20 protein-coding genes are annotated in these 19,317 nt (G+C 59.0%); 5 read left to right on the forward strand and 15 right to left on the reverse strand.

The annotated features are described in order from the left end of the window. Window positions 1-134 precede the first annotated feature (134 nt). Window positions 135-1,871, reverse strand: coding sequence for a phosphoethanolamine transferase CptA (locus tag AC07W4_RS16830; protein WP_495033177.1), 1,737 nt, complete (start codon window positions 1,869-1,871; stop codon window positions 135-137). A gap of 198 nt (window positions 1,872-2,069) precedes the next feature. Further along, window positions 2,070-2,252 carry a DUF6026 family protein gene (locus AC07W4_RS16835; RefSeq protein WP_495033178.1) on the reverse strand — a complete coding sequence of 61 codons (183 nt, stop codon included), beginning with the start codon at window positions 2,250-2,252 and terminating at the stop codon, window positions 2,070-2,072. Window positions 2,253-2,524: 272 nt separating this feature from the next. Between AC07W4_RS16835 and gnd the strand changes: the two genes are divergently transcribed. Both gnd and zwf read left to right on the forward strand, forming a co-directional pair. Next, on the forward strand, window positions 2,525-3,505 hold the full coding sequence (gnd, locus tag AC07W4_RS16840; RefSeq protein WP_495033179.1) for a phosphogluconate dehydrogenase (NAD(+)-dependent, decarboxylating): 981 nt from the start codon (window positions 2,525-2,527) through the stop codon (window positions 3,503-3,505). Beyond that, window positions 3,502-5,025 carry a glucose-6-phosphate dehydrogenase gene (zwf, locus tag AC07W4_RS16845; RefSeq protein ID WP_008053733.1) on the forward strand — a complete coding sequence of 508 codons (1,524 nt, stop codon included), beginning with the start codon at window positions 3,502-3,504 and terminating at the stop codon, window positions 5,023-5,025. Before gnd ends, zwf begins: the two co-directional genes overlap by 4 nt. Before the next feature lie 99 nt (window positions 5,026-5,124). Here the strand turns inward: zwf and nhaB are convergent, their stop codons facing one another. From nhaB to AC07W4_RS16860, 3 genes are all read right to left on the reverse strand, one after another. Continuing rightward, complete coding sequence (gene nhaB / locus AC07W4_RS16850) at window positions 5,125-6,627, reverse strand: sodium/proton antiporter NhaB (RefSeq protein ID WP_495033180.1); 1,503 nt, start codon at window positions 6,625-6,627, stop codon at window positions 5,125-5,127. Window positions 6,628-6,705: 78 nt separating this feature from the next. After that, entirely contained in the window at window positions 6,706-7,995 is a 1,290-nt protein-coding gene (locus AC07W4_RS16855) for an NHL repeat-containing protein (RefSeq protein ID WP_495033181.1), read from the reverse strand. Between the two features lie 286 nt (window positions 7,996-8,281). Next, a complete protein-coding gene (locus tag AC07W4_RS16860) occupies window positions 8,282-8,548 on the reverse strand; it encodes a hypothetical protein (RefSeq protein ID WP_007970062.1) in 267 nt (88 codons plus the stop codon). A gap of 342 nt (window positions 8,549-8,890) precedes the next feature. Between AC07W4_RS16860 and AC07W4_RS16865 the strand changes: the two genes are divergently transcribed. Further along, window positions 8,891-10,216: a sigma-54 dependent transcriptional regulator gene (locus tag AC07W4_RS16865; RefSeq protein ID WP_495033182.1), complete on the forward strand. Its 1,326-nt coding sequence runs from the start codon at window positions 8,891-8,893 to the stop codon at window positions 10,214-10,216. Window positions 10,217-10,270: 54 nt separating this feature from the next. Here AC07W4_RS16865 and fapF read toward each other — a convergent pair whose 3' ends face one another. The 8 genes from fapF to pnuC form a co-directional block, all read right to left on the reverse strand. After that, window positions 10,271-11,542 carry a fibril amyloid transporter FapF gene (gene fapF, locus AC07W4_RS16870; RefSeq protein ID WP_495033183.1) on the reverse strand — a complete coding sequence of 424 codons (1,272 nt, stop codon included), beginning with the start codon at window positions 11,540-11,542 and terminating at the stop codon, window positions 10,271-10,273. Window positions 11,543-11,588: 46 nt separating this feature from the next. Beyond that, window positions 11,589-12,350: a fibril amyloid subunit FapE gene (gene fapE / locus AC07W4_RS16875; protein ID WP_495033184.1), complete on the reverse strand. Its 762-nt coding sequence runs from the start codon at window positions 12,348-12,350 to the stop codon at window positions 11,589-11,591. A gap of 26 nt (window positions 12,351-12,376) precedes the next feature. Further along, complete coding sequence (fapD, locus tag AC07W4_RS16880; RefSeq protein WP_495033185.1) at window positions 12,377-13,057, reverse strand: fibril amyloid maturation endopeptidase FapD; 681 nt, start codon at window positions 13,055-13,057, stop codon at window positions 12,377-12,379. Window positions 13,058-13,119: 62 nt separating this feature from the next. Beyond that, on the reverse strand, window positions 13,120-13,962 hold the full coding sequence (gene fapC, locus AC07W4_RS16885) for an amyloid-like fimbrin subunit FapC (RefSeq protein ID WP_495033186.1): 843 nt from the start codon (window positions 13,960-13,962) through the stop codon (window positions 13,120-13,122). 65 nt (window positions 13,963-14,027) lie between these two features. Next, window positions 14,028-14,606, reverse strand: coding sequence for a fibril amyloid subunit FapB (gene fapB, locus AC07W4_RS16890; protein ID WP_495033187.1), 579 nt, complete (start codon window positions 14,604-14,606; stop codon window positions 14,028-14,030). A 1-nt stretch (window position 14,607) separates the two neighbouring features. Then, window positions 14,608-15,045: a functional amyloid chaperone FapA gene (fapA, locus tag AC07W4_RS16895; RefSeq protein ID WP_495033188.1), complete on the reverse strand. Its 438-nt coding sequence runs from the start codon at window positions 15,043-15,045 to the stop codon at window positions 14,608-14,610. Window positions 15,046-15,399: 354 nt separating this feature from the next. Beyond that, complete coding sequence (locus tag AC07W4_RS16900) at window positions 15,400-15,924, reverse strand: AAA family ATPase (protein ID WP_495033189.1); 525 nt, start codon at window positions 15,922-15,924, stop codon at window positions 15,400-15,402. Continuing rightward, window positions 15,921-16,484 (reverse strand): nicotinamide riboside transporter PnuC, encoded by a 564-nt coding sequence (gene pnuC / locus AC07W4_RS16905; RefSeq protein ID WP_495033190.1) that lies wholly within the window; start codon window positions 16,482-16,484, stop codon window positions 15,921-15,923. The genes AC07W4_RS16900 and pnuC overlap by 4 nt, the downstream gene beginning before the upstream one ends. A 295-nt stretch (window positions 16,485-16,779) precedes the next feature. Here pnuC and AC07W4_RS16910 point away from each other — a divergent pair, with 295 nt between their 5' ends. Together AC07W4_RS16910 and AC07W4_RS16915 are read left to right on the forward strand one after the other, a co-directional pair. Then, complete coding sequence (locus tag AC07W4_RS16910; protein WP_495033191.1) at window positions 16,780-17,610, forward strand: undecaprenyl-diphosphate phosphatase; 831 nt, start codon at window positions 16,780-16,782, stop codon at window positions 17,608-17,610. Next, window positions 17,607-18,035, forward strand: a complete 429-nt coding sequence (locus AC07W4_RS16915) for a DUF1294 domain-containing protein (RefSeq protein WP_495033192.1) — start codon at window positions 17,607-17,609, stop codon at window positions 18,033-18,035. The genes AC07W4_RS16910 and AC07W4_RS16915 overlap by 4 nt, the downstream gene beginning before the upstream one ends. Before the next feature lie 12 nt (window positions 18,036-18,047). Here the strand turns inward: AC07W4_RS16915 and AC07W4_RS16920 are convergent, their stop codons facing one another. After that, window positions 18,048-18,407: an MmcQ/YjbR family DNA-binding protein gene (locus AC07W4_RS16920; RefSeq protein ID WP_495033193.1), complete on the reverse strand. Its 360-nt coding sequence runs from the start codon at window positions 18,405-18,407 to the stop codon at window positions 18,048-18,050. Beyond that, a complete protein-coding gene (locus tag AC07W4_RS16925) occupies window positions 18,404-19,312 on the reverse strand; it encodes a LysR substrate-binding domain-containing protein (RefSeq protein WP_495033194.1) in 909 nt (302 codons plus the stop codon). Before AC07W4_RS16925 ends, AC07W4_RS16920 begins: the two co-directional genes overlap by 4 nt. Between the last annotated feature and the right edge of the window lie 5 nt (window positions 19,313-19,317).

Consider the following 19,317-nt stretch of genomic DNA (forward strand, 5'->3'; position numbering starts at 1 on the left):
CGTCCATGAATCAATGAAGCAGTGTCGAAATGGCATTATCCGCCGATTCGGTTAAATGGGAATGAACTTCACCAACGACCTGCATGGCTGCAACGAGGACATGAAAAAGGGGCCGGAACCGGCCCCTGAAAGGATTACTGCTGGACGACCGTCGGTGGCGTCCTGGGCTTCATCAAACTGAAGTCGATCAAGGCCCGTTGCTCACGCTCATAGGGATTGCCGATCATCAATGGCCGGGCCTTGAAGCTGTCGCTGACCACGCTCTTGCTGCGATCGAGTTCGTCGAAACTCAGGCCGGCCAGGTCAGCCCAGGTGTGGATCAGGTGCGAGCTGCTGTAAGGACGCGACAGATCACCGACGAGGTTCCAGTCATGGGTTGCGCGCCATTTCGGCGAAGCCCAGGCCATGAACGGAATGGTGTACATCGGTGCTGTCGGCTTGTTCTCGTTGCGCCCCAGGGTGCTGTGGCCCACGGAATCGAACACGTCTTCGCCATGGTCGGACAGGTACAGCAGGAAGCCGTTCGGCTCGGTCCTGGCGTAGTCCTTGATCAGGCTGGACACCACGAAATCGTTGTACAGAACGGCATTGTCATAGCTGTTGTACGTCGGCAACTGGTCATCGCGAATACCGGCAGGCACGCCGACACGGTCCTGGAACTTGTCGAAGGTCGACGGGTAGCGGTACTGGTAGCTCATGTGCGTGCCGAGCAAATGCACGACGATGAGTTTGCGCGGTGCCCCGTCGGCCAGGGCCTTGTTGAACGGCTCGATCACGTCGCCATCGTACTGGGCGGCGTTCTGGTTGCGGTTGTTGTTCAGGTACACCTGCTCGTCGGCCTGTTGGGAGAAGGTCGTGAGCATGGTGTTGCGCTTGGTCATGGTCTGCTGGTTGGTGATCCAGAAGGTCTTGTAGCCCGCTTGTTTCATCATGCTGACCAGCGATGGCGTCGACAGGTACAGGTCCGGGTTTTCTTCGTCGGCGAAGGTCAGGACCTGTTGCAGCGCCTCAATGGTGTAGGGGCGCGGGGTGATGACGTTGTCGAAAACGTCCAGTTGATCCTTGAGCTTGTCCAGTTCCGGCGTGGTTGCCCGGGGATAGCCGTACAGGCTCATGCGCTGACGGTTCGTGGACTCGCCGATCACCAGCACCAGGGTCGCAGGCGCGTTGGCCATGGCGTCCTTGAGATTGTGCAGCGGTGGAATCTTGCTGGCGCTTTCCAGCATGTCCTGCATTCCGGCCAGGGTGTCGAGGTAACGGTGATAGGCCACGGCCATCTGCCATGGCACCGCCGGTTCGATGCGGGTTTCGAACTTCTCGAAGCCGGCGGCGAAACTGCCGGTGCGCTGGGTCTGCTTGATCAGCGGATAGGCGACCACCGCGAACAGAAGGGCTGTTGTCGCGACCAGCGCCTTGCCACGGGACAGGTACACCGGGCGCAGGCGTGTCCACAGGAACCAGGAAAAAGCGGTATGGGCCAGGAACGCCGGGACCATCCACCAGGCAAAGTACTGGGTCATGTACTCGCCGGCTTCAGCCACGTTCGATTCGAACATGATGAAGATGACGCTCTGGGAGAATTCCTGCTGATAAATGAAGAAGTACCCCAGGCTCGCCATGGAGCACGCCCACAGCACGACGCCGATCACGGCGGCCATGACACGGGTTTGCCGGGGGAACAGCAGCATCGGCGCCAGCCAGATGGCGCTCATGACGAAGGCCTGGCGGAACCCGGTAAAGCCGGAGGTGCCAGTCAGCTGGATCAGTAGTTGGGTGATGCCGGAAAAGTACCAGAAGAATACAAACAGCCAGACAAATCCGGCCCAATCGAAACCTGCCGCAGTCGTTTTGCTGCGTTTACACAAAGACATTCAGCGCTCCAGCCGAGAATTCACTACCACCGCCGGGACTTGGATACCGCGGACGACGAACGATGGCCGCGCGGAATCAGGCGACCTAAACGTGTAATTGTCGTGTAACAATTGTGAAAATTTTGTGAGTTGCCAAGGGTGGCAGGGCGTGAGCCGGTGCGGAAGCAGTGCAGGCTGCTCCCGCTTCAAAGGTGGGAATCAGGCGAGTGGGGCGCGTTGCACCACAGCCAGGGGCTGCACTTGACTGACTTGCAGCAACAGCCGCAGTTGCGCCAGTTCCTGTTTCAATTGATCGCATTCGTCTTTCAACTGGCGCAATTCATCGCGACGGATAGTGACGTAAAGAGTTTGTGCTGGCAGTGCGGTATGTACTGTGCCCATTGCTCACCTCGCAAATGGCGTGTCTCAACTGTAGGTGCGCCTCGAAATCCGGGGCTGACCTACTATCGGCGCCAATTTTGATTTCTTTTGCCCCCAAAGGGAACTTTTTTATTTTTCATGGTCGTTGTGTCTTCGGTTTGATTCCCGACGTTATCCATCAGGATCGGGCACAATGCCCGGAAACTTCACGCCAACGCTCTGGACTAACCTCATGAGTCGCGTTGGGCTATAACCTTTGACACACTTTAATTTGTAGTAGGGAGCATCAGCACATGCAACTCGGGATTATTGGACTGGGCCGCATGGGCGGCAATATTGCGCGACGCCTGATGCTCAACGGGCACACCACCGTTGTTTACGATCGCAATACCGCCTTTGTCGAAGCCTTGGCCACAGAGGGCTCCACTGGCGTCACCGATCTGTCGGCGCTGGTCGCTGGCCTGGCCAGGCCGCGTGCGGTCTGGGTCATGCTGCCGGCCGGCGCGCCGACCGAAGAAACCATCGACACCCTGAGCACCTTGCTCGAAACCGGCGACACCATCATCGACGGCGGCAACACCTTCTATAAGGACGATATCCGCCGGGCCAAGACCCTGTCGGAAAAAGGCCTGCACTACATCGACGTCGGAACATCCGGCGGCGTCTGGGGCCTGGAGCGCGGTTACTGCATGATGATCGGCGGCGATGCCGAGACCGTTAAGCGCCTCGATCCGCTGTTTGCAACCCTGGCCCCGGGCATGGGCGACATCCCGCGCACCAAGGACCGCAAGTCCGACGACGATCGTGCCGAGCGTGGCTACATTCATGCAGGTCCGGCCGGCGCCGGGCATTTCGTGAAGATGATCCACAACGGCATCGAATACGGAATGATGCAGGCGTTTGCAGAAGGCTTCGACATCCTCAAGACCAAAAACAGCGAGAACCTGGCGCAAGACCAGCGTTTCGACCTGAACGTCGCCGATATCGCCGAAGTGTGGCGCCGTGGCAGCGTGGTGTCCTCGTGGTTGCTGGACCTGACGGCCGACGCCCTGGCCAGCGATCCGAAACTCGACGGTTTCTCCGGGTCCGTGGCCGACAGCGGTGAAGGACAATGGACCATCGAAGCCGCCATGGAGCAAGCCGTGCCGGTGCCGGTGCTGTCGAACTCGCTGTTCTCCCGCTACCGTTCCCGCGGGCAAGGCACCTTTGGCGACAAGATTCTCTCGGCCCAGCGCTTCGGCTTTGGTGGCCATGTGGAGACCTCGAAAAAATGACCCACACGATCCGCAGAAAATCCAAGGCTGAACCCGCACCGCCGACCACTTTGTTCCTGTTCGGCGCCCACGGCGATCTGGTCAAGCGCCTGCTGATGCCGGCGCTGTACAACCTCAGTCGTGATGGTTTACTCGGCAATGGACTGCGGATCATCGGCGTTGACCACAACGCCATCAGCGATGAAGGCTTCGCGAAAAAGCTCGAAGACTTCATTCGCAACGAGGTGGCCACCAGGACCGGCAAGGGCGATCAAGCCCTTGACCCGGCACTGTGGACCAAGCTCGCCAAAGGCATCAGCTACGTCCAGGGCGATTTCCTGGACGACAGCACTTATCAAGCGCTGGCGGCGAAAATCGCCGACAGCGGTACCGGCAATGCGGTGTTCTACCTGGCCACCGCGCCACGTTTCTTCAGCGAAGTGGTGCGCCGCCTCGGCTCGGCCGGCTTGCTGGAAGAAACCCCCGAGGCCTTCAGAAGGGTGGTGATCGAAAAACCCTTCGGCTCCGACCTGCAAACGGCCGAAGCCTTGAACGCTTGCCTGCTCAAAGTGATGACGGAAAAGCAGATCTATCGCATCGACCATTACCTGGGCAAGGAGACCGTGCAGAACATCCTGGTCAGCCGGTTCTCCAACAGCCTGTTCGAAGCGTTCTGGAACAATCACTACATCGACCACGTGCAGATCACCGCCGCCGAAACCGTTGGCGTGGAAACCCGTGGCAGTTTCTATGAGCACACCGGTGCGTTGCGGGACATGGTGCCCAATCACCTGTTCCAGTTGCTGGCGATGGTGGCGATGGAGCCACCCGCGGCGTTTGGCGCCGATGCGGTGCGCGGCGAGAAAGCCAAGGTCGTTGGCGCGATCAGGCCCTGGACGGTGGAGGAGGCCCGCGTCAACTCGGTGCGCGGCCAATACGCCGCCGGTGAGATCGACGGCAAGGCACTGCCGGGCTATCGCGAGGAAAACAACGTCGCCCCCGACAGCAATACCGAAACCTATGTGGCCCTCAAGGTCATGATCGATAACTGGCGCTGGGTCGGCGTGCCGTTTTACCTGCGGACCGGCAAGCGCATGAGCGTGCGTGACACCGAGATCGTGATTTGCTTCAAGCCGGCGCCCTATGCGCAGTTCCGTGATACCGAGGTCGATGAGCTGCAGCCGACCTACCTGCGCATTCAGATCCAGCCGAACGAAGGCATGTGGTTCGACCTGCTGGCCAAGCGCCCGGGTCAGGCCCTGAAAATGGACAACATCGAGCTGGGGTTCGCCTACAAGGACTTCTTCGAGATGCAGCCGTCCACCGGCTACGAAACCCTGATCTACGATTGCCTGACGGGCGACCAGACGCTGTTCCAGCGCGCCGACAACATCGAGAATGGCTGGCGCGCCGTGCAGCCGTTCCTGGATGCCTGGCAACAGGATTCCAGCGTGCAGCGCTATGCCGCCGGAGAAAACGGCCCCAAGGCCGGCGAAGAACTGCTCACCCGTGACGGTCGCGTCTGGCACCGCCTCGGATAATGTGGGAGCGAGCTTGCTCGCGATAGCGGTCTGTCAGGCACTTGGATGTGAATGTGCCGCCGCCATCGCGAGCAAGCTCGCTCCCACAGGGTTGGGGAGTTACAGCCAGTAGCTCACCGCATACCACCCGAGCAAGCCCATCACCACGGTGTACGGAAACGCCATCCAGACCATTCGCCCATAAGACAGGCGCACCAGCGGTGCAATCGCCGAAGTCAGCAGGAACAGGAACGCCGCCTGCCCGTTGGGCGTCGCCACGCTTGGCAGGTTGGTGCCGGTGTTGATCGCAATGGCCAGGGTTTCGAAATGCTCACGGGTCATCTCACCCGCCATGAAAGCGCGTTTGACTTCGGTGATGTAAATGGTCGCCACGAACACATTGTCGCTGATGGCGGACAACAGGCCATTGGCAATGAACAGCATGCCCGGTTGCTGGTCCGCCGGCAGCGTCAGCACCCAGTGGATCAGCGGGGCGAACAGTTGTTGGTCGTGGATAACCGCGACCACGGCGAAAAACACCACCAGCAATGAGGTGAACGGCATGGCGTCCTTGAACGCGGTGCCCAGGCGGTGTTCGTCGGTGATGCCGGTAAAGGCGGTGATCAGCACGATGACCATCAGACCGATCAAACCCACTTCAGCGATGTGGAACGCCAGCCCGGCAATCAGAATCAATGCGGCAAAGCCTTGTACCAGCAGTGCTGCACTTTGACGCGTGGTGCGCTCGGCATTGTCTTCGGCGGCGTAGTTGGCCAGCACCGCACGGACGTTATCCGGCAGCAGCGTGCCGTAGCCGAACCAGCGCAGCTTTTCCAGCAGGACGCAGGTTACCAGCCCGGCAACCAGGACCGGCAGGGATACCGGTGCAACCCGGGTAAAGAACTCGGAAAAGTGCCAGCCCATTTCATGGCCGATCAGCAGGTTCTGCGGTTCACCGACCAGCGTACAGACACCGCCCAGTGCGGTGCCCACGGCACCGTGCATCAGCAGGCTGCGCAGAAAGGCGCGGAACTGTTCCAGATCGCCCTGATGCAGGGTGGGCAGATGTTTGTCGTCGCTGTACTCGCTGTCCTGACGCGGATCGTTGCCCGAGGCGACGCGGTGATACACCGAGTAAAAGCCTACGGCGGCACTGATGATTACGGCGGTTACGGTCAAAGCGTCGAGGAACGCCGACAGAAAGGCCGACAGAAAGCAGAACATCAGGGCCAGCAGGGCCTTGGAGCGGACCCCGAGCAACAGGCGCGAGAACAGGTACAGCAACAGGTCCTTCATGAAGTAGATACCGGCCACCATGAACATCAGCAGCAGGATCACCGGGAAGTTGTGCAGCAACTCGTCGTACAGCGCCTGGGGTGTGGTCATCTTCAGCAGCAGGGCTTCAATCAGCAGCAGGCCGCCGGGCATCAGCGGATAGCATTTGAGCGCCATGGCCAGGGTGAAAATGAACTCCAGCACCAGGAGCCAGCCGGCAGCCACCGGACCTGCGGTCCACAGCACCAGGGCATTGAGAATCAGAAAGCCGACGATGCAGGCCTTGTACCAACGGGGCGAGTGCCCGAGAAAGTTGTGCGCGAACGCCTGGGCCATTGAACCGGACATCGGCTGCTCCTTGTCTTGAGAAGCGCGCAACTTGCCGTAAGCACGCCAGAAGATCAAGCGCAGTAAAAAAGCCGGTGTTTAACCCTGGAAGCGAGCGATGACCGCCTTGTAGTTTCCGTGCAGCGAAAAGCCTCCCACGACAATGTTTCCATCGGCTTGCGCGGCGACACAGGTGGCGGTATCCAGGCTGGGGCCGAGGCGGGTACGGGTATAGCCGCTGCCTTTGCCAAAACGGCGATCGGGAAGGCCATTGGGCAGGCACCGCCCGAGAATGAAGTCTGCTTCGACGCCGCCGATGGTGGCGCCCGCCGTCAGTACACTGCCATCGGGCTGTAACTGCGCGGCGGTCCACTGGCATCCGTTGTGACCGATTTCCCGCCGCTGGGGGTGTCCTCCGTTGCAATGGCTGTCGGCTCGACCGTTGCTGTGCAATTTGAATGTCAGGCAGTGCATCGGCTTGCGACTGCTGCCAAAGCACAGGATTTCGCCTTCGTTTTGCTGGACCACCCGGCTGACCCGGGCGCCATGCCCTTGCGCCTTGAAGGTCATGAATCCGTCCACGGCAAAACGGTCGTCGAGGCGCCCGTCCGGGTGATAGCGTGCCAGCAAGCCTTCCTCGGGAAAGTTGATCGATCCACCGACCAGGATTCGGCCATCACGTTGTACCGTCAGACTGCTGAGCCAGGTATTCATCAAAAGGTGCCTGACCATCACGAAGCCGCGGCCATTGAACGAGCAGTCCAGCGAGCCTTCGACATCCAGTCGTATCAACATGCCGACGTGATCGGCCAGTTCGAAGTGATGGTTGGCCAGGATCAGGATTCGGCCGTCTTGCTGTACGGCCACATCGCAGGCTTCCGCGCCGGGCACACCGGGAGGCAGCCAGACATCGCGCATGCCCAGGGACAGACCACCAGGCAATCGCACGACACGGCGGCCATTATCGCCAAAGCCTTGCACCAGGCCGCCGTCCTGATCCAGCAAAGCCAGGGCCGGGAGTGTGCGGTGCGCGTTTTCGTATTGCAGGCCGGCCAACAGGATATTGCCGTCGGACAGGATCAGGACCTTGGTGCCCATGGCTTCGAACCCCGGTTCGAATTGCCCGATGACACTGCCTTGTTTACCGAACGTCAGGTCTGCGCAACCATCCGCCAGTAAGCGGGCCACGCCAAAGCGGCTGCCATCGGCCATGCCAACTTTTGCGGCTACCAGCAAGCGACCTTGTGCATCGATCGCAACGTCATTGGCCAGGCTGAAAAGGCTGTCGGCGAAATAGACCTGGGTTTTGCCGTTGGCGGCAAACGACGAGTCAAGGGCCCCGGCGTTATGCCGGGTGGCGGGGTAGGCAAAAGCGGACCGGATAGACATGCACCGCATCTCCTTGCGAGTCGTCATGCTCCAGAAGTTTGGGTGGCGACTTGATAAGGAGATTATTCAACCCCTGAATGGGAATATGCACAACTGCAAGAACTAACAGACGGAGGGTCGTTGTGTGCCACAACAGTGTCTTTTCGAACCAATGGCGAGCCTGCAAAGTATCAGGCGCATGCAAAGTTTGAATTAAACAGTGTCAAGTAGTGCCCACGGCCAGAATAACCTGTGAACTAAAGACTGGAGAAGGGCGCGGATTACCCCGGAGTAATCCGCAAAACGATTAGTGCGGCATCGACCACGACTGCAGCGTGTAACCTTCCTCGCTCAATTCGGCGCGAGCCTGTTCCAGCAGCAATTCGAGTTGCGCGGGATCGGAATAGGCGCTGCTTGGAATCTGCTTGCGGCCAATGCTGGTGCTGGTGCGGTCGATAACGGTCAGGCTGAGCTCACCATTACCGTCTTGTGGAGCCCAGGCCACGCACTTGAATGGTTTAAATGCGCGGTCGGCAATCAGAAGTGCTTCGTTGATACGCAACGGGGCGTTCATAGGGTCTTCTCTCTGTATGCCCAATCAAGTGATGTGCCGAGGGTTGGGCTTACCGTTCGGCGGGTTACTTGTACTGATGCCCGCAACCGGGGTTCGGGTCACACACAATCAAAAGAAATTTCCACTTTATTTCACAGACTCAAAAATGAGCCTGACATTGAAAGCTGGATGAAAGGAAAGAGTCGTTAGGTGACTAACATATTCGAAACTTATAACTGCTTTTCTAGCACCCCTATAGTCAAACAGTACAAGGCCCTGTCAAATTCTTGCTAATGTTACAGTCGGGTCTGCCAAATGACTGTTTTTAATAAAATTTCGTAAATTTGGCGCCAAGGAACAGTCATGAGCGATGTGCCTGCCTTACGACGTTTGTTAGTGGTTGACCCCTGTGACGATTGCTATCGCCTGCTCCCTGGATTGCGCGATATTGGTTGGGACGTTGACAGCTGCACGTTGGAGAACGCCGTTGACCGGGCCTGTGACGTAGGCTTGCTACGCTTGCAGCCCTCGCACCTTGAGCACCCGGAGGCAGTCAAAGAACTGATCAGCCGCAGCGGTACCGAGTGGATAGCCGTACTCAATCAGGAAGTACTGCGACTGCAAAATGTCGGTGACTTTGTCTGTGAATGGTTTTTTGACTTTCATACCTTGCCGTTCGACGTGCACCGGGTTCAGGTAACACTGGGTCGGGCGTTTGGCATGGCGCGGTTGCGCGGGCAGGGTACGGTCCATGTTGACCAGCCCGAGCACGAATTGCTGGGCGACAGCAAACCTGTCCGTGAACTGCGAAAGCTCTTGAGCAAACTGGCCCCGACCGAATCTCCAGTACTGATTCGCGGTGAAAGCGGCACTGGCAAGGAACTGGTCGCACGAACCCTGCATCGTCTGTCCCACCGTCACAGCAAACCCTTTATCGCGATCAATTGTGGGGCGATCCCTGAACACTTGATCCAGTCAGAGTTGTTTGGCCATGAGAAAGGCGCATTTACCGGCGCACACCAACGCAAGATCGGACGGATAGAAGCCGCCAACGGTGGCACTTTGTTTCTCGATGAGATCGGTGACCTGCCACTGGAATTGCAGGCCAACCTGTTGCGCTTCCTCCAGGAAAAACACATCGAGCGGGTCGGCGGCAGTCAGCCGATTGAGGTGGATGTTCGGGTTTTGGCGGCGACGAACGTTGACCTGGAAGCCGCCATCGAGAAGAAACGCTTTCGCGAAGACCTGTATTACCGTTTGAACGTACTGCAAGTGGCGACCGTTCCGCTGCGCGAGCGTCATGGCGACCTGGCGGTGCTGGCCAACCACTTCTCCCATTTCTACAGCCATGAAACCGGGCGTCGCCCACGCAGTTTCAGCGACGACGCGTTGATTGCCATGGGCAAACACGACTGGCCAGGCAATGTTCGCGAGTTGGCCAACCGCGTCCGTCGCGGGCTGGTGTTGGCCGAAGGGCGGCAGATCGAGGCCCGTGATCTGGGGTTGATCAGTCAGCATGCGATCGCCGCGCCGATGGGCACCCTCGAAGAATACAAGTCCCGGGCCGAACGCCAGGCGTTGTGCGATGTTTTGAATCGCCACAGCGATAACCTGAGTGTCGCCGCCAAAGTCTTGGGTGTGTCGCGACCAACCTTCTACCGGTTGTTGCACAAGCACCAGATTCGCTGAACCCCGGCCGCAAACCAAAAAACCGTTGCCATTGCAGCGGTTTTTTTGTTCGGGTCAGAAGTAGTAAGGGAGTTTCAGGCTGAACTGGAAGTCCGGGGCGTCGTCCGTCATGCCGATGGACAGGTTGGGCACGATGGTCAGGTTGTCGGTGGCGGCAATGGTCATGCCGATGTTGTAGTAACCGGCGTTGGCATCGCTGGAAACCACCGATTGCCAGTCCCCGCCGTCTTCCTTGAGCTTGCTTTTGCGTTGCACCAGGTCAGAGACCGAGAACGACATGCTCATCTTTTCGTTCAGGGCGAACGCGATACCGGCGCCAATCTGGAAGCTGTCGCCAATGCGTACTTTACCCGGTGTCTTGACCGCCGGGTTGGAACTGATGTCGTCGAAAGATTCTTCCAGGTTGTGCGTGTAGGACAGGCTGCCGAACAGCACTGCCGGATCGAACGTCTTGACCAGCGAGATCCCCGGCGTGATCGACCAGACGCCATTACCGGTAGGCAAGGATTCAGGCACGGCCAGGTTTGAGTTGTCGGCCACCCGGACCAGCTTGATGCCGAACGGGTCTTTGCCGGTAGGTGCCTTGACGCGCAAGGTCACCACGGCATCCGGCGTGTTGGCCGATTCGTCGAGGAATTTGTAGGCGATACCGAAGTTGACGTCACCTATGGTCGGGTCTTCCTTGACGGTTTCTTCGGTCGTGATGTTTGCGGCGCCGCTATTGCCGCCACCGGACTGATACGTGGACTCACGGTAGACCACAGGCACGTTAAGGTCGAACTGCCAGCGATTGTTGTAGTTGTAGCGGCCGGTGAGGTCAAGCGTCCAGGTGTCGGCCTTGATCCGGTCCAGGTTGATGGCACCCAGGAAGATCGAGTCCAGGGCGAGAAACCCGTTGAGGATCAGTTGGCGGGTATCGTACCGGGAGTAGGTGATCCCGGTTTCGACGCTGAACTTGCCTCCACCGAAGAACCCGCTGGCCTCGTCATACAGGTTTGAAACGCTTTGCGCCGGTTGCGAGTCACTGACCAGCGATTGTCCATAAGAACTGCCGCTGCCCCCGGCGGCGACCCCTGGATTGCCTTTGAGATCCGCTGGCGACTTGGCCAGGCGTTTGGGTGGGGGCGAAGCGGGCTGCTCTTCGACCTGGCGAACTCGCTGCTCGAGCACCGCCAGGGCCTTTTGCTGGACTTCGTATCGTTGTTTCAACTCCAGAAGCTCTTGTTTGAGCGCCACCAGTTCCGGGTCAGGTGCTGCCTGCAATATCGCTGCCGGGAGTAGAGCACTCAAGCATGCAACTGCACGCAGTGATACTGATCGGTACATGAAATAAACCGTCCATTTGTGCCCAATGGTCCAGACTCAGCGTAGTTCAATACCCCATGGTCCGTAATGCAGCGAGTTGGTTGAGGTTGCACTCCAGTACACCCGCACTCGGGCCATTATTGTTGAGCACCACGTTGAGTTGAGTCATGTTGTCCACAATATTGCTGCTGCCCAGCAACCGGGTGTTTTGCAGCAACCCGCCTTGGGCGACCTGTTGCAGGCTTGTGCCCTGGTTGTTGTTGGCGGTAATGGACATCTGAACACCGCCGCCGGTCGCGGATACGGCGACACTGCCTGCGGCATTGCTGCCGGTAATGGTTTGACCGGCTATCAGCGCCTGGCCCTGGCTCGGCACCAGTGCAGGGGCCGTGCTGGCCTCCTTGACGTTGATGGCGATGTTGTTGTTTGCGCTGTTGTCATCGCCTGCAGCCCGTGTGACCTGGGTTATCCCCCGGGAAGTGCTCAGCGCATCGCCCCCCGACACGTGACCGCTGCCCGACCTGGACGAACCGCCATGGCCGGATTGCTTGATGGTTGAAACATAGAACTCGGGTTTGACCGTTGCGGCTTGAAGCTGCATCGAGGTGGACGCTCCGATCAGGTCACCACTGGCATTGCGCCAGGTACTGCTCATGACAACACCGAAGCTGATGACCCGCCCCGGCATCACATACCGGCCACGCAACTCGGCCAGTTCCTGGTCCTTGATTTCGATGGGCCTGAACTCTTCAGCAAAACCTGAAGTGTTCGCTGCCAGACAGGCAGCGACCACCCAATACGAGGTTTTCATTTGCTGCTCCCGGAGCATCCTGCCCCCTATCATCTTGTTGGCGATTAAAAGAAGTCGCTCTGTATGAAACCAAAATCCATCAATTCAGCATCTTTGACCGGGTTGAAGTTATCCATCTTGTTCTTGGCAGTCAGCGGTTCCGGTGGACTGCGTAACGCATTGGTTTTGTCGTAACCGGGACCGACGATAGCGAAAATAATGCCATTCCAGCCTTTGACAAAGTCATCATGGGCGTAGCGTTTGTGTCCGAGTACCGGGTCGCCGATATAGACCCAGTTCTTGTCCGCCCTCTGTAGCACCACAAAATGCTTGTAGCCGCGAATTTCCATCAGTACCACCACCGGAATCGTCACGGCTTCGAGCCTTTGCGGCGGGATCCTGTAGCCCCGGGCGCGCATGCCGATGCGCTCTATGTAGCGCTTCATGTCCAGCATGGAAAAACCCTGGGTACGCACAAGGTCCTGGTCTGCGGTGACCAGCATGCCTTTGATGATGTGCTCCTCGTCGACATCGAGCCAATAGGCCTGGCGCAGTATCGTTGCCAGCGCGGCGGCGCCGCAGCTGAAATCGGTTTTTTGTTCGACGATGTCGCTGAACTTTCGCTCGCGCAAACTCTGTACGTGCTTGTACACCAGCACACCACCCGGCAGGGCGGCGACCGGCATCTGTGCGGCCTGGGTCAGGCCAGACAGGCAGAGCAGGGCGAAAAGGACAGTCTTACGCATGATCGATACGCCTTGGGACTGTGGAAAAAAAACCGTCGCCGGAGCTTGCGTTGCCATCGCGATTACTGACAAGACTTGCAGCCCGCGGCGATGGACAGCGAGTTGCTTTGCTGGTTGCCCACGCCAGACGATACGTTGGCTCCGCCGTTACCGGAGAAGTTGTTCATCGAGCCCGTTATCGAAGAATTGTTGGTGACAGGGGGTTTCCAGCCCTCCGGCGTCATCACTTGTTGAGTGGTTACGCCAGACAGACCCAGTACACCTACGGCTACGAAATCAGTCGTCTGGGCGTTGTTGGTGACGTTCAGCCCGGACGTGCTTTGGTTGGCTGCCGCCGCAGCTACTGCTACACGACCGCCCGAAACGGCAATCGCCAGGTTGTTTTTCTGTTGGTTGAAGTCGCCGGTGGTCACGTTGATGCCGATGTTGCCGGAACCGCTGTTGCCTGCGTTATTGAGCGTTGTGTTGTTAGTGTTGGAGTTGTTCCTGGCGGTGTTGCCGGTGCTCTTCTGAGTCGCGCTGGAGACGGCGACCGCGGTGCCGAAGATGAAGCTTTCGTCAGCCGTGGCAAGGGCGGCGGCGTTGTCTTGCTGGTTGCCGTTACCGGCTGCAACGTTGGCGCCCATGTTGCCGTTGGAGTTGTTCAGGGAGTCATCGATTCGAGCGTCGTTCGTGGTGTCCCGATTCAATACGCTGTTGCCACTGCTTTTCTGCGAGTCCAGCACGGCGGCCCCGGCACCTGCTGTTATCTGCATGATTTGTTCCAGCGTCGGGCCTTTGGGCTGATGGTTGTTATCTTGTCCATTGCCCTGCTCGTGATCATCAAGACCGCCGGCTTGTGCTGCGAATGCCATCACGGCTGCCAGAGCGAAAGCCAGAGGTTTGAGAGCCGTTGTCGGGTTCATGGTGTTTCTCCGTGCTCATTTGTCTGTCAAGTGTTGGTACTTCCCTGAGCGCACTGTATCGGGGGTCAGTCTGCGACCCGGATGCTCAGGGTGTTAGCCATTCGGTTCCCCACCCCGGCACTCTGGTTCACCTGGATCACTCCCCGGCTGCCGGTGAAGGCCTGGTCGCTTGTCACGACCTGGCGACTGCCGTTTGGGGTGCCAGTTGCTCCTGAGTTCGGCAGCAACGCCACGTTCTGTTGAGAAAGCGCGCTATCGTCAATGGCTTGCGGTGCAGCGCTGATGCTGACGCGCATGGCGTTGGCCATCTGGTTGTTCGCCCCGACGCCCTGGTTGACGCCCAGCACACCGTTGCCATTACTGAAAGAGGAGCCGCCGATAGTGGCCGTCGCATCCATGGACGGATTGGCGGGCGTGGTGATGTTCTGCTGGACGCTGGTGGTCGCACCCGCCTGGGTACCAATGGCGATCGCGCGGACGTTGGCCTGCTGCTGTCGGTCGCCAGCCGCCTGGTTGACGTTGAAGTTGCCCCGGTATTGAGTACCGGAATCCTGAAGGGTGGCGTTGTTCACCGAACTGACGACCGAATCCGCCATTACGCAGGTGCAACCGAACAGGGCAAGTAGCAGCAGGGATCGACTCATCTCATTGGCCTCCCGCCATTCTGCCCAGTGAGCCGAGGCCGCTGCTCATGGCGCGGTTGATGGTTCCGGAAATCGCGCTGCCGCTGCCACCGCCGTGGCCGACGGACATGCCGGGCAAACCGTTGGGGTTGGTGACGACGTTGAGGCCTTGCATGCCACCCGGGCTTTGACCGTAGTTGTGGCGAAGGGCCGTTCCGGTGGTGACCCCGGCAATGTCGGCGTCGCTGAGTTCGCCGGTGACGCGGGTCGACGGGTTGGCATTGACGGTGTTCGGGTTCGGATCTCTGCCGCCGCTGCGACCGATAGGGGTTGAGTGAATGGTGCGATCAAGCACGATGACGCCGTTGCCTTCGGCTTGAACGGCGAAACTGAAAAACGTGCCCGCACTGCTTGCGATCAGCAGCAGGCACGTCAAGACTCTTTTATCGAGTATCCCCACGACGCTCTTTCCTTCTCATGTGGGCTGGCTCTGGTCGGCTGTGTGAAGGAGAGAGCGAAAGCTGTGCCGTTTTTTGAATGTCGTGTTGATTCAACGGTTTATTGATGTTGGCCGGATACCCTTTGTCGAAGATGTTTCAACGCTGAGACAAAAAACTGCGCAGGCAGCACGCAAATGCAGATAAATCGCTCTGGAACAAGGGTTTCAGCGATGCTGTATCAATGACTTAACACATCCGATGATCAAGCGGTGCAGGGCGCTGAAACAGGTTGTTTGAGACAGGGAGGGTGTTTCAGGACCGGACACTTTCCCCCGGGACAGGGGGGATGGTGGGGAAATTGCCCCAAACGCCCGTCAGGCGCCGAGCAATCGGGTCACGGCGTGCAGTGCCTGGATTCGGCGCTCGGCCCAATCTCCGTGCAGTACTTGAACCGGTTGTGCGTGGCGCTCGAGCCAGGCCAGTGTCTGGTCGAAAAATGCCTGGCGCTCACTCAATCGGGGCTGGCAACGCTGGCCGTCATCCGTCCATTCGACATGTTCCGGCGACAGCAGCAAGTGCAAGTCGTAATGCCGGGCCAGTAGCGCTTGTTCGATCCAGGCGGGGCAGTCGCCAAACAGGGTTTGGCTCCAGAGAATATTGCTCAGCAGGTGCGTGTCGAGGATGAGCAAAGACGGTTGTTGCGCCCGTGCTTCGTCCTCCCATGCCAATTGACCGCGGGCGATGTCCGGAATGTCGGCCAAGGTGGTGTCCCGCGGATTCTGCTCGATGAACCAGCGCACATACTCGTCGACCAGAACCCCGCCGAAACGCTGTTGCAACTCGGTCGCCAGCCAGCTTTTACCGCTGGATTCCGGGCCTGTGAGTACCAGGACTTTCATGCGCGCAACGCCGGGTCGGCGCGCCATTCGCGCCAGCCCTGCACGGCGATCACGGTGAACAATCCGTACAGGGTGGCGGTCAGGTACAGGCCTTTATAGAGGAACAACCCGACGAAAATCACATCGAGGGTGATCCACAGCGGCCAGCACTGGAGGCGTTTTTGCGCCATCCAGACCTGCGCCACCAGGCTGAACCCGGTCAGCGCGGCATCGAGCCAGGGTTGCGCGGCGTCGGTCCAGTGGGCCATGGCCGCCCCCAGCAACAGGCTGCCGAGTGCGCCAATGGCCAGGCTCAACGCCATGGAGGGGCTATCGAGCCGACTGACTTCGCGGCCATGGGTCGTTTCACCCACCCGTGTCCATTGCCACCAGCCGTAAAGCTGCAAGGCGGCATAGACGACTTGCAGCAACATGTCCGAGTAAAGTTTCACCTCAAAAAAGATCCAGCTATAGAGCAGCACCATGACCAGGCCGATGGGCCAGCACCAGGGGTTCTGTTTGACTGTCAGCCAGACGGCAATGACACCGAGGGCGGCGGCAAACAGTTCAAGCCCGGACATGGAGGCTCCTTGGGAAAATCGAAAAGGGCGCCGATTGTAACCGGATTGGCGTCGGGAATCCCGTGGCGCAGGGTGTGCTTCAGTGGCGTGTGATAACGCGGCAGCGCCAATCGGACTTGTCTGATAGGATTTCGGCCCCGCACGGATAAGCCCGGATCAGGATTGTTTTTTTCACAGGATTTTGACGGTTCTGTGGTGATCCTTGATGCGTGGGGAATCAGCTACGCTGATTGCATTTAAAGCTTTGAAAAATACTGACGGGGCATGCCGGCGCGCATAGCCTTTTGGGGGATTGATGGATTTTTGGACTGCCTTTCAGGCATTGATTCTTGGGGTTGTAGAAGGGCTGACAGAATTCCTGCCCATTTCCAGTACCGGCCACCAGATCATCGTGGCCGACCTGCTCGGTTTCGGGGGCGAGCGGGCGATGGCGTTCAACATCATTATCCAGTTGGGTGCCATCCTGGCGGTGGTATGGGAGTTTCGACGCAAGATTTTCGACGTGGTCATCGGCCTGCCGACCCAGCCGGGCGCTCGGCGGTTTACCGCGAACCTGTTGATCGCGTTCTTGCCGGCCGTGGTGTTGGGTGTGATCTTCGCCGACCTGATCCACGAATACCTGTTCAATCCGATCACCGTGGCATCGGCGCTGGTCGTGGGCGGGTTCATCATGTTGTGGGCCGAGCGCCGTCAGCACGAAGTCCACGCCGAAACGGTGGATGACATCACCTGGAAAGATGCCCTGAAAGTTGGCTTCGCCCAATGCCTGGCCATGATTCCGGGCACTTCCCGTTCGGGCTCGACGATCATTGGCGGGTTGCTGTTCGGCCTGTCGCGCAAGACCGCTACCGAGTTTTCATTTTTCCTGGCGATGCCGACCATGGTCGGCGCGGCTGTGTACTCGGGCTATAAATACCGTCACCTGTTTGTCCCGTCTGATTTCCCGGTGTTCGCGGTCGGCTTCGTTACGGCGTTCATCTTCGCGATGATCGCGGTCCGCGGGCTGCTCAAGTTCATCGCCAACCACAGCTATGCGGCGTTTGCCTGGTATCGCATCGTGTTCGGCCTGATCATCCTGGCGACCTGGCAGTTCGGCTGGGTCGACTGGAGCGCGGTCAAGCCGTGAGTGACTCAAGCTCGCGCAATAACCCCGGGCGCCAGCCCGGGGGACAGATCCGCCATCCGCGGATGAAGTGGCTGGTGTTCGCAATCTTGTGCACATTGCCGCTGTCGGGTTCGGTGTCGTCATGGCTGCACGGGGTGTCGTTGATTCCCTTGGCGGCCTACGGCATCGTCAGCGTCGTGACGTTTTTCCTGTACTGGAGCGACAAGCGCAAGGCCCGCGCCGAGCAATGGCGGACGCCGGAGAATGTCCTGCATGCGCTGGAACTCGCCGGAGGCTGGCCCGGTGCCTTGCTGGCTCAGCAAGCGTTTCGGCACAAAACCCGCAAAGTCTCCTACCAGTTGGTGTTCTGGATCATCGTGCTAATGCACCAGGTGTTCTGGATCGATCACCTGTTCCTCGGTGCACACCTGTTCGCCTTGATCTGATAAAAAAACGCCCTAAAGCAACAGGCCGACTTGAGTGCGCTTAGGCAGTTTGCTCACCACCAACTGGTGGGAACGCTGCAGCAATCCCTGTAGTTCTTCGCTACCGAGCGGGTAGGGCGTTTCCATGATGATCCACTGGGCGCGCGCCAGATAAGGCGCCGGATGAATTCCCGGGCGGTCGCAATGACCCAGAAACAGATCCTTGTCGACCTTGAAGGCCAGGGAATTACCCCGCAGGCCCTGCAAGGCGAACATCTTGTTCCCGGCAATCGAAAATACCCGTACGCCTCCCCATTTATAGTCTTCCCGCGCTCCGGGCAGGGTAAGGCAGAATTTCGCGACATCCTCTTCGCTCATCCGTCCGGCTTTCATAACAATCGTTCCCCACAGGCATTGAATGACTCGACCAGATGGTCAATCCAGGCGCGTACCGCCGGCATGACCCCGCGTCGATGAGGATAGACCGCTTGCAGCCAGCCACCGGGCAGCGACCAGTCGGGCAACAACTGCACCAACGAGCCGTTTTCCAGTTCCTGTTCGCAATACATCATGGGCAGCATCGTAAAGCCCAGGCCGGAGAGGGTGCTGGCCTTGCGCACGATAAAGTCATCGATGCCCAGCCGGGCCTCGAGCGCCAGTTCACAACTTTTGCCTTTTTGATTCAGCAAGCGGATGTGCACCATTCGGTCGGCTTCCAGGGCGCCGAGCACCGGCAGGCTTTTCAGATCCTCGGGATGGTTGATCTCACGGCCAATGAGGAAGCCGGGACTGGCAACCATCAGCATCTGCGCCTGACGCAGGCGGCGAGTGACCAGCAGCGGATCTTCGTCGCCCAGTTCCCGTACGCGCAGGGCCACGTCGATGCCTTCGTTCACCAGATCGACCCGCCGGTTGAGCAACATCACCTCCAGCTGGACTTGCGGAAAGCGTTCCAGAAAGTCGCTGATCACCCCCGGCAATATTTCATGGGCCAACCCTACGGGGCAAGACACCCGCAAGCGCCCGCGGGGCTCGCTGGACATGCTGGCCACGGCCTCGTCGGCCATTTCCGCCTCCAGCAGCATGGCCTGGCAGTGCCGGAGGTAACGCTCACCGACGGCAGTCAGCTTCAATTGTCGGGTGGTGCGTTGCAGCAGCCTTGCGCCAAGGCGCTCTTCCAGCTCGGCGATGCGCCGTGACAATCGGGATTTGGGAATGCCCAGCAAACGCCCGGCCGCGGCGAACCCACCGGCTTCCACGACTTTTGCGAAGTAATACAGGTCATTGAGGTCTTGCATGATGT

The sequence above is a fragment of the Pseudomonas sp. GW821-FHT02A08 genome (assembly GCF_059422045.1).

Excerpts from the sequence above, each read along its gene's own strand:
- pnuC (WP_495033190.1), bottom strand. The coding sequence starts at position 16,484 with ATGTCCGGGCTTGAACTGTTTGCCGCCGCCCTCGGTGTCATTGCCGTC.
- AC07W4_RS16920 (WP_495033193.1), bottom strand. The coding sequence starts at position 18,407 with ATGAAAGCCGGACGGATGAGCGAAGAGGATGTCGCGAAATTCTGCCTT.
- AC07W4_RS16830 (WP_495033177.1), bottom strand. The coding sequence starts at position 1,871 with ATGTCTTTGTGTAAACGCAGCAAAACGACTGCGGCAGGTTTCGATTGG.
- AC07W4_RS16900 (WP_495033189.1), bottom strand. The coding sequence starts at position 15,924 with ATGAAAGTCCTGGTACTCACAGGCCCGGAATCCAGCGGTAAAAGCTGG.
- AC07W4_RS16860 (WP_007970062.1), bottom strand. The coding sequence starts at position 8,548 with ATGAACGCCCCGTTGCGTATCAACGAAGCACTTCTGATTGCCGACCGC.
- fapF (WP_495033183.1), bottom strand. The coding sequence starts at position 11,542 with ATGTACCGATCAGTATCACTGCGTGCAGTTGCATGCTTGAGTGCTCTA.
- gnd (WP_495033179.1), top strand. The coding sequence starts at position 2,525 with ATGCAACTCGGGATTATTGGACTGGGCCGCATGGGCGGCAATATTGCG.
- fapD (WP_495033185.1), bottom strand. The coding sequence starts at position 13,057 with ATGCGTAAGACTGTCCTTTTCGCCCTGCTCTGCCTGTCTGGCCTGACC.
- fapE (WP_495033184.1), bottom strand. The coding sequence starts at position 12,350 with ATGCTCCGGGAGCAGCAAATGAAAACCTCGTATTGGGTGGTCGCTGCC.
- nhaB (WP_495033180.1), bottom strand. The coding sequence starts at position 6,627 with ATGTCCGGTTCAATGGCCCAGGCGTTCGCGCACAACTTTCTCGGGCAC.
- AC07W4_RS16865 (WP_495033182.1), top strand. The coding sequence starts at position 8,891 with ATGAGCGATGTGCCTGCCTTACGACGTTTGTTAGTGGTTGACCCCTGT.
- fapC (WP_495033186.1), bottom strand. The coding sequence starts at position 13,962 with ATGAACCCGACAACGGCTCTCAAACCTCTGGCTTTCGCTCTGGCAGCC.
- AC07W4_RS16855 (WP_495033181.1), bottom strand. The coding sequence starts at position 7,995 with ATGTCTATCCGGTCCGCTTTTGCCTACCCCGCCACCCGGCATAACGCC.
- fapB (WP_495033187.1), bottom strand. The coding sequence starts at position 14,606 with ATGAGTCGATCCCTGCTGCTACTTGCCCTGTTCGGTTGCACCTGCGTA.
- zwf (WP_008053733.1), top strand. The coding sequence starts at position 3,502 with ATGACCCACACGATCCGCAGAAAATCCAAGGCTGAACCCGCACCGCCG.
- AC07W4_RS16835 (WP_495033178.1), bottom strand. The coding sequence starts at position 2,252 with ATGGGCACAGTACATACCGCACTGCCAGCACAAACTCTTTACGTCACT.
- AC07W4_RS16910 (WP_495033191.1), top strand. The coding sequence starts at position 16,780 with ATGGATTTTTGGACTGCCTTTCAGGCATTGATTCTTGGGGTTGTAGAA.
- AC07W4_RS16925 (WP_495033194.1), bottom strand. The coding sequence starts at position 19,312 with ATGCAAGACCTCAATGACCTGTATTACTTCGCAAAAGTCGTGGAAGCC.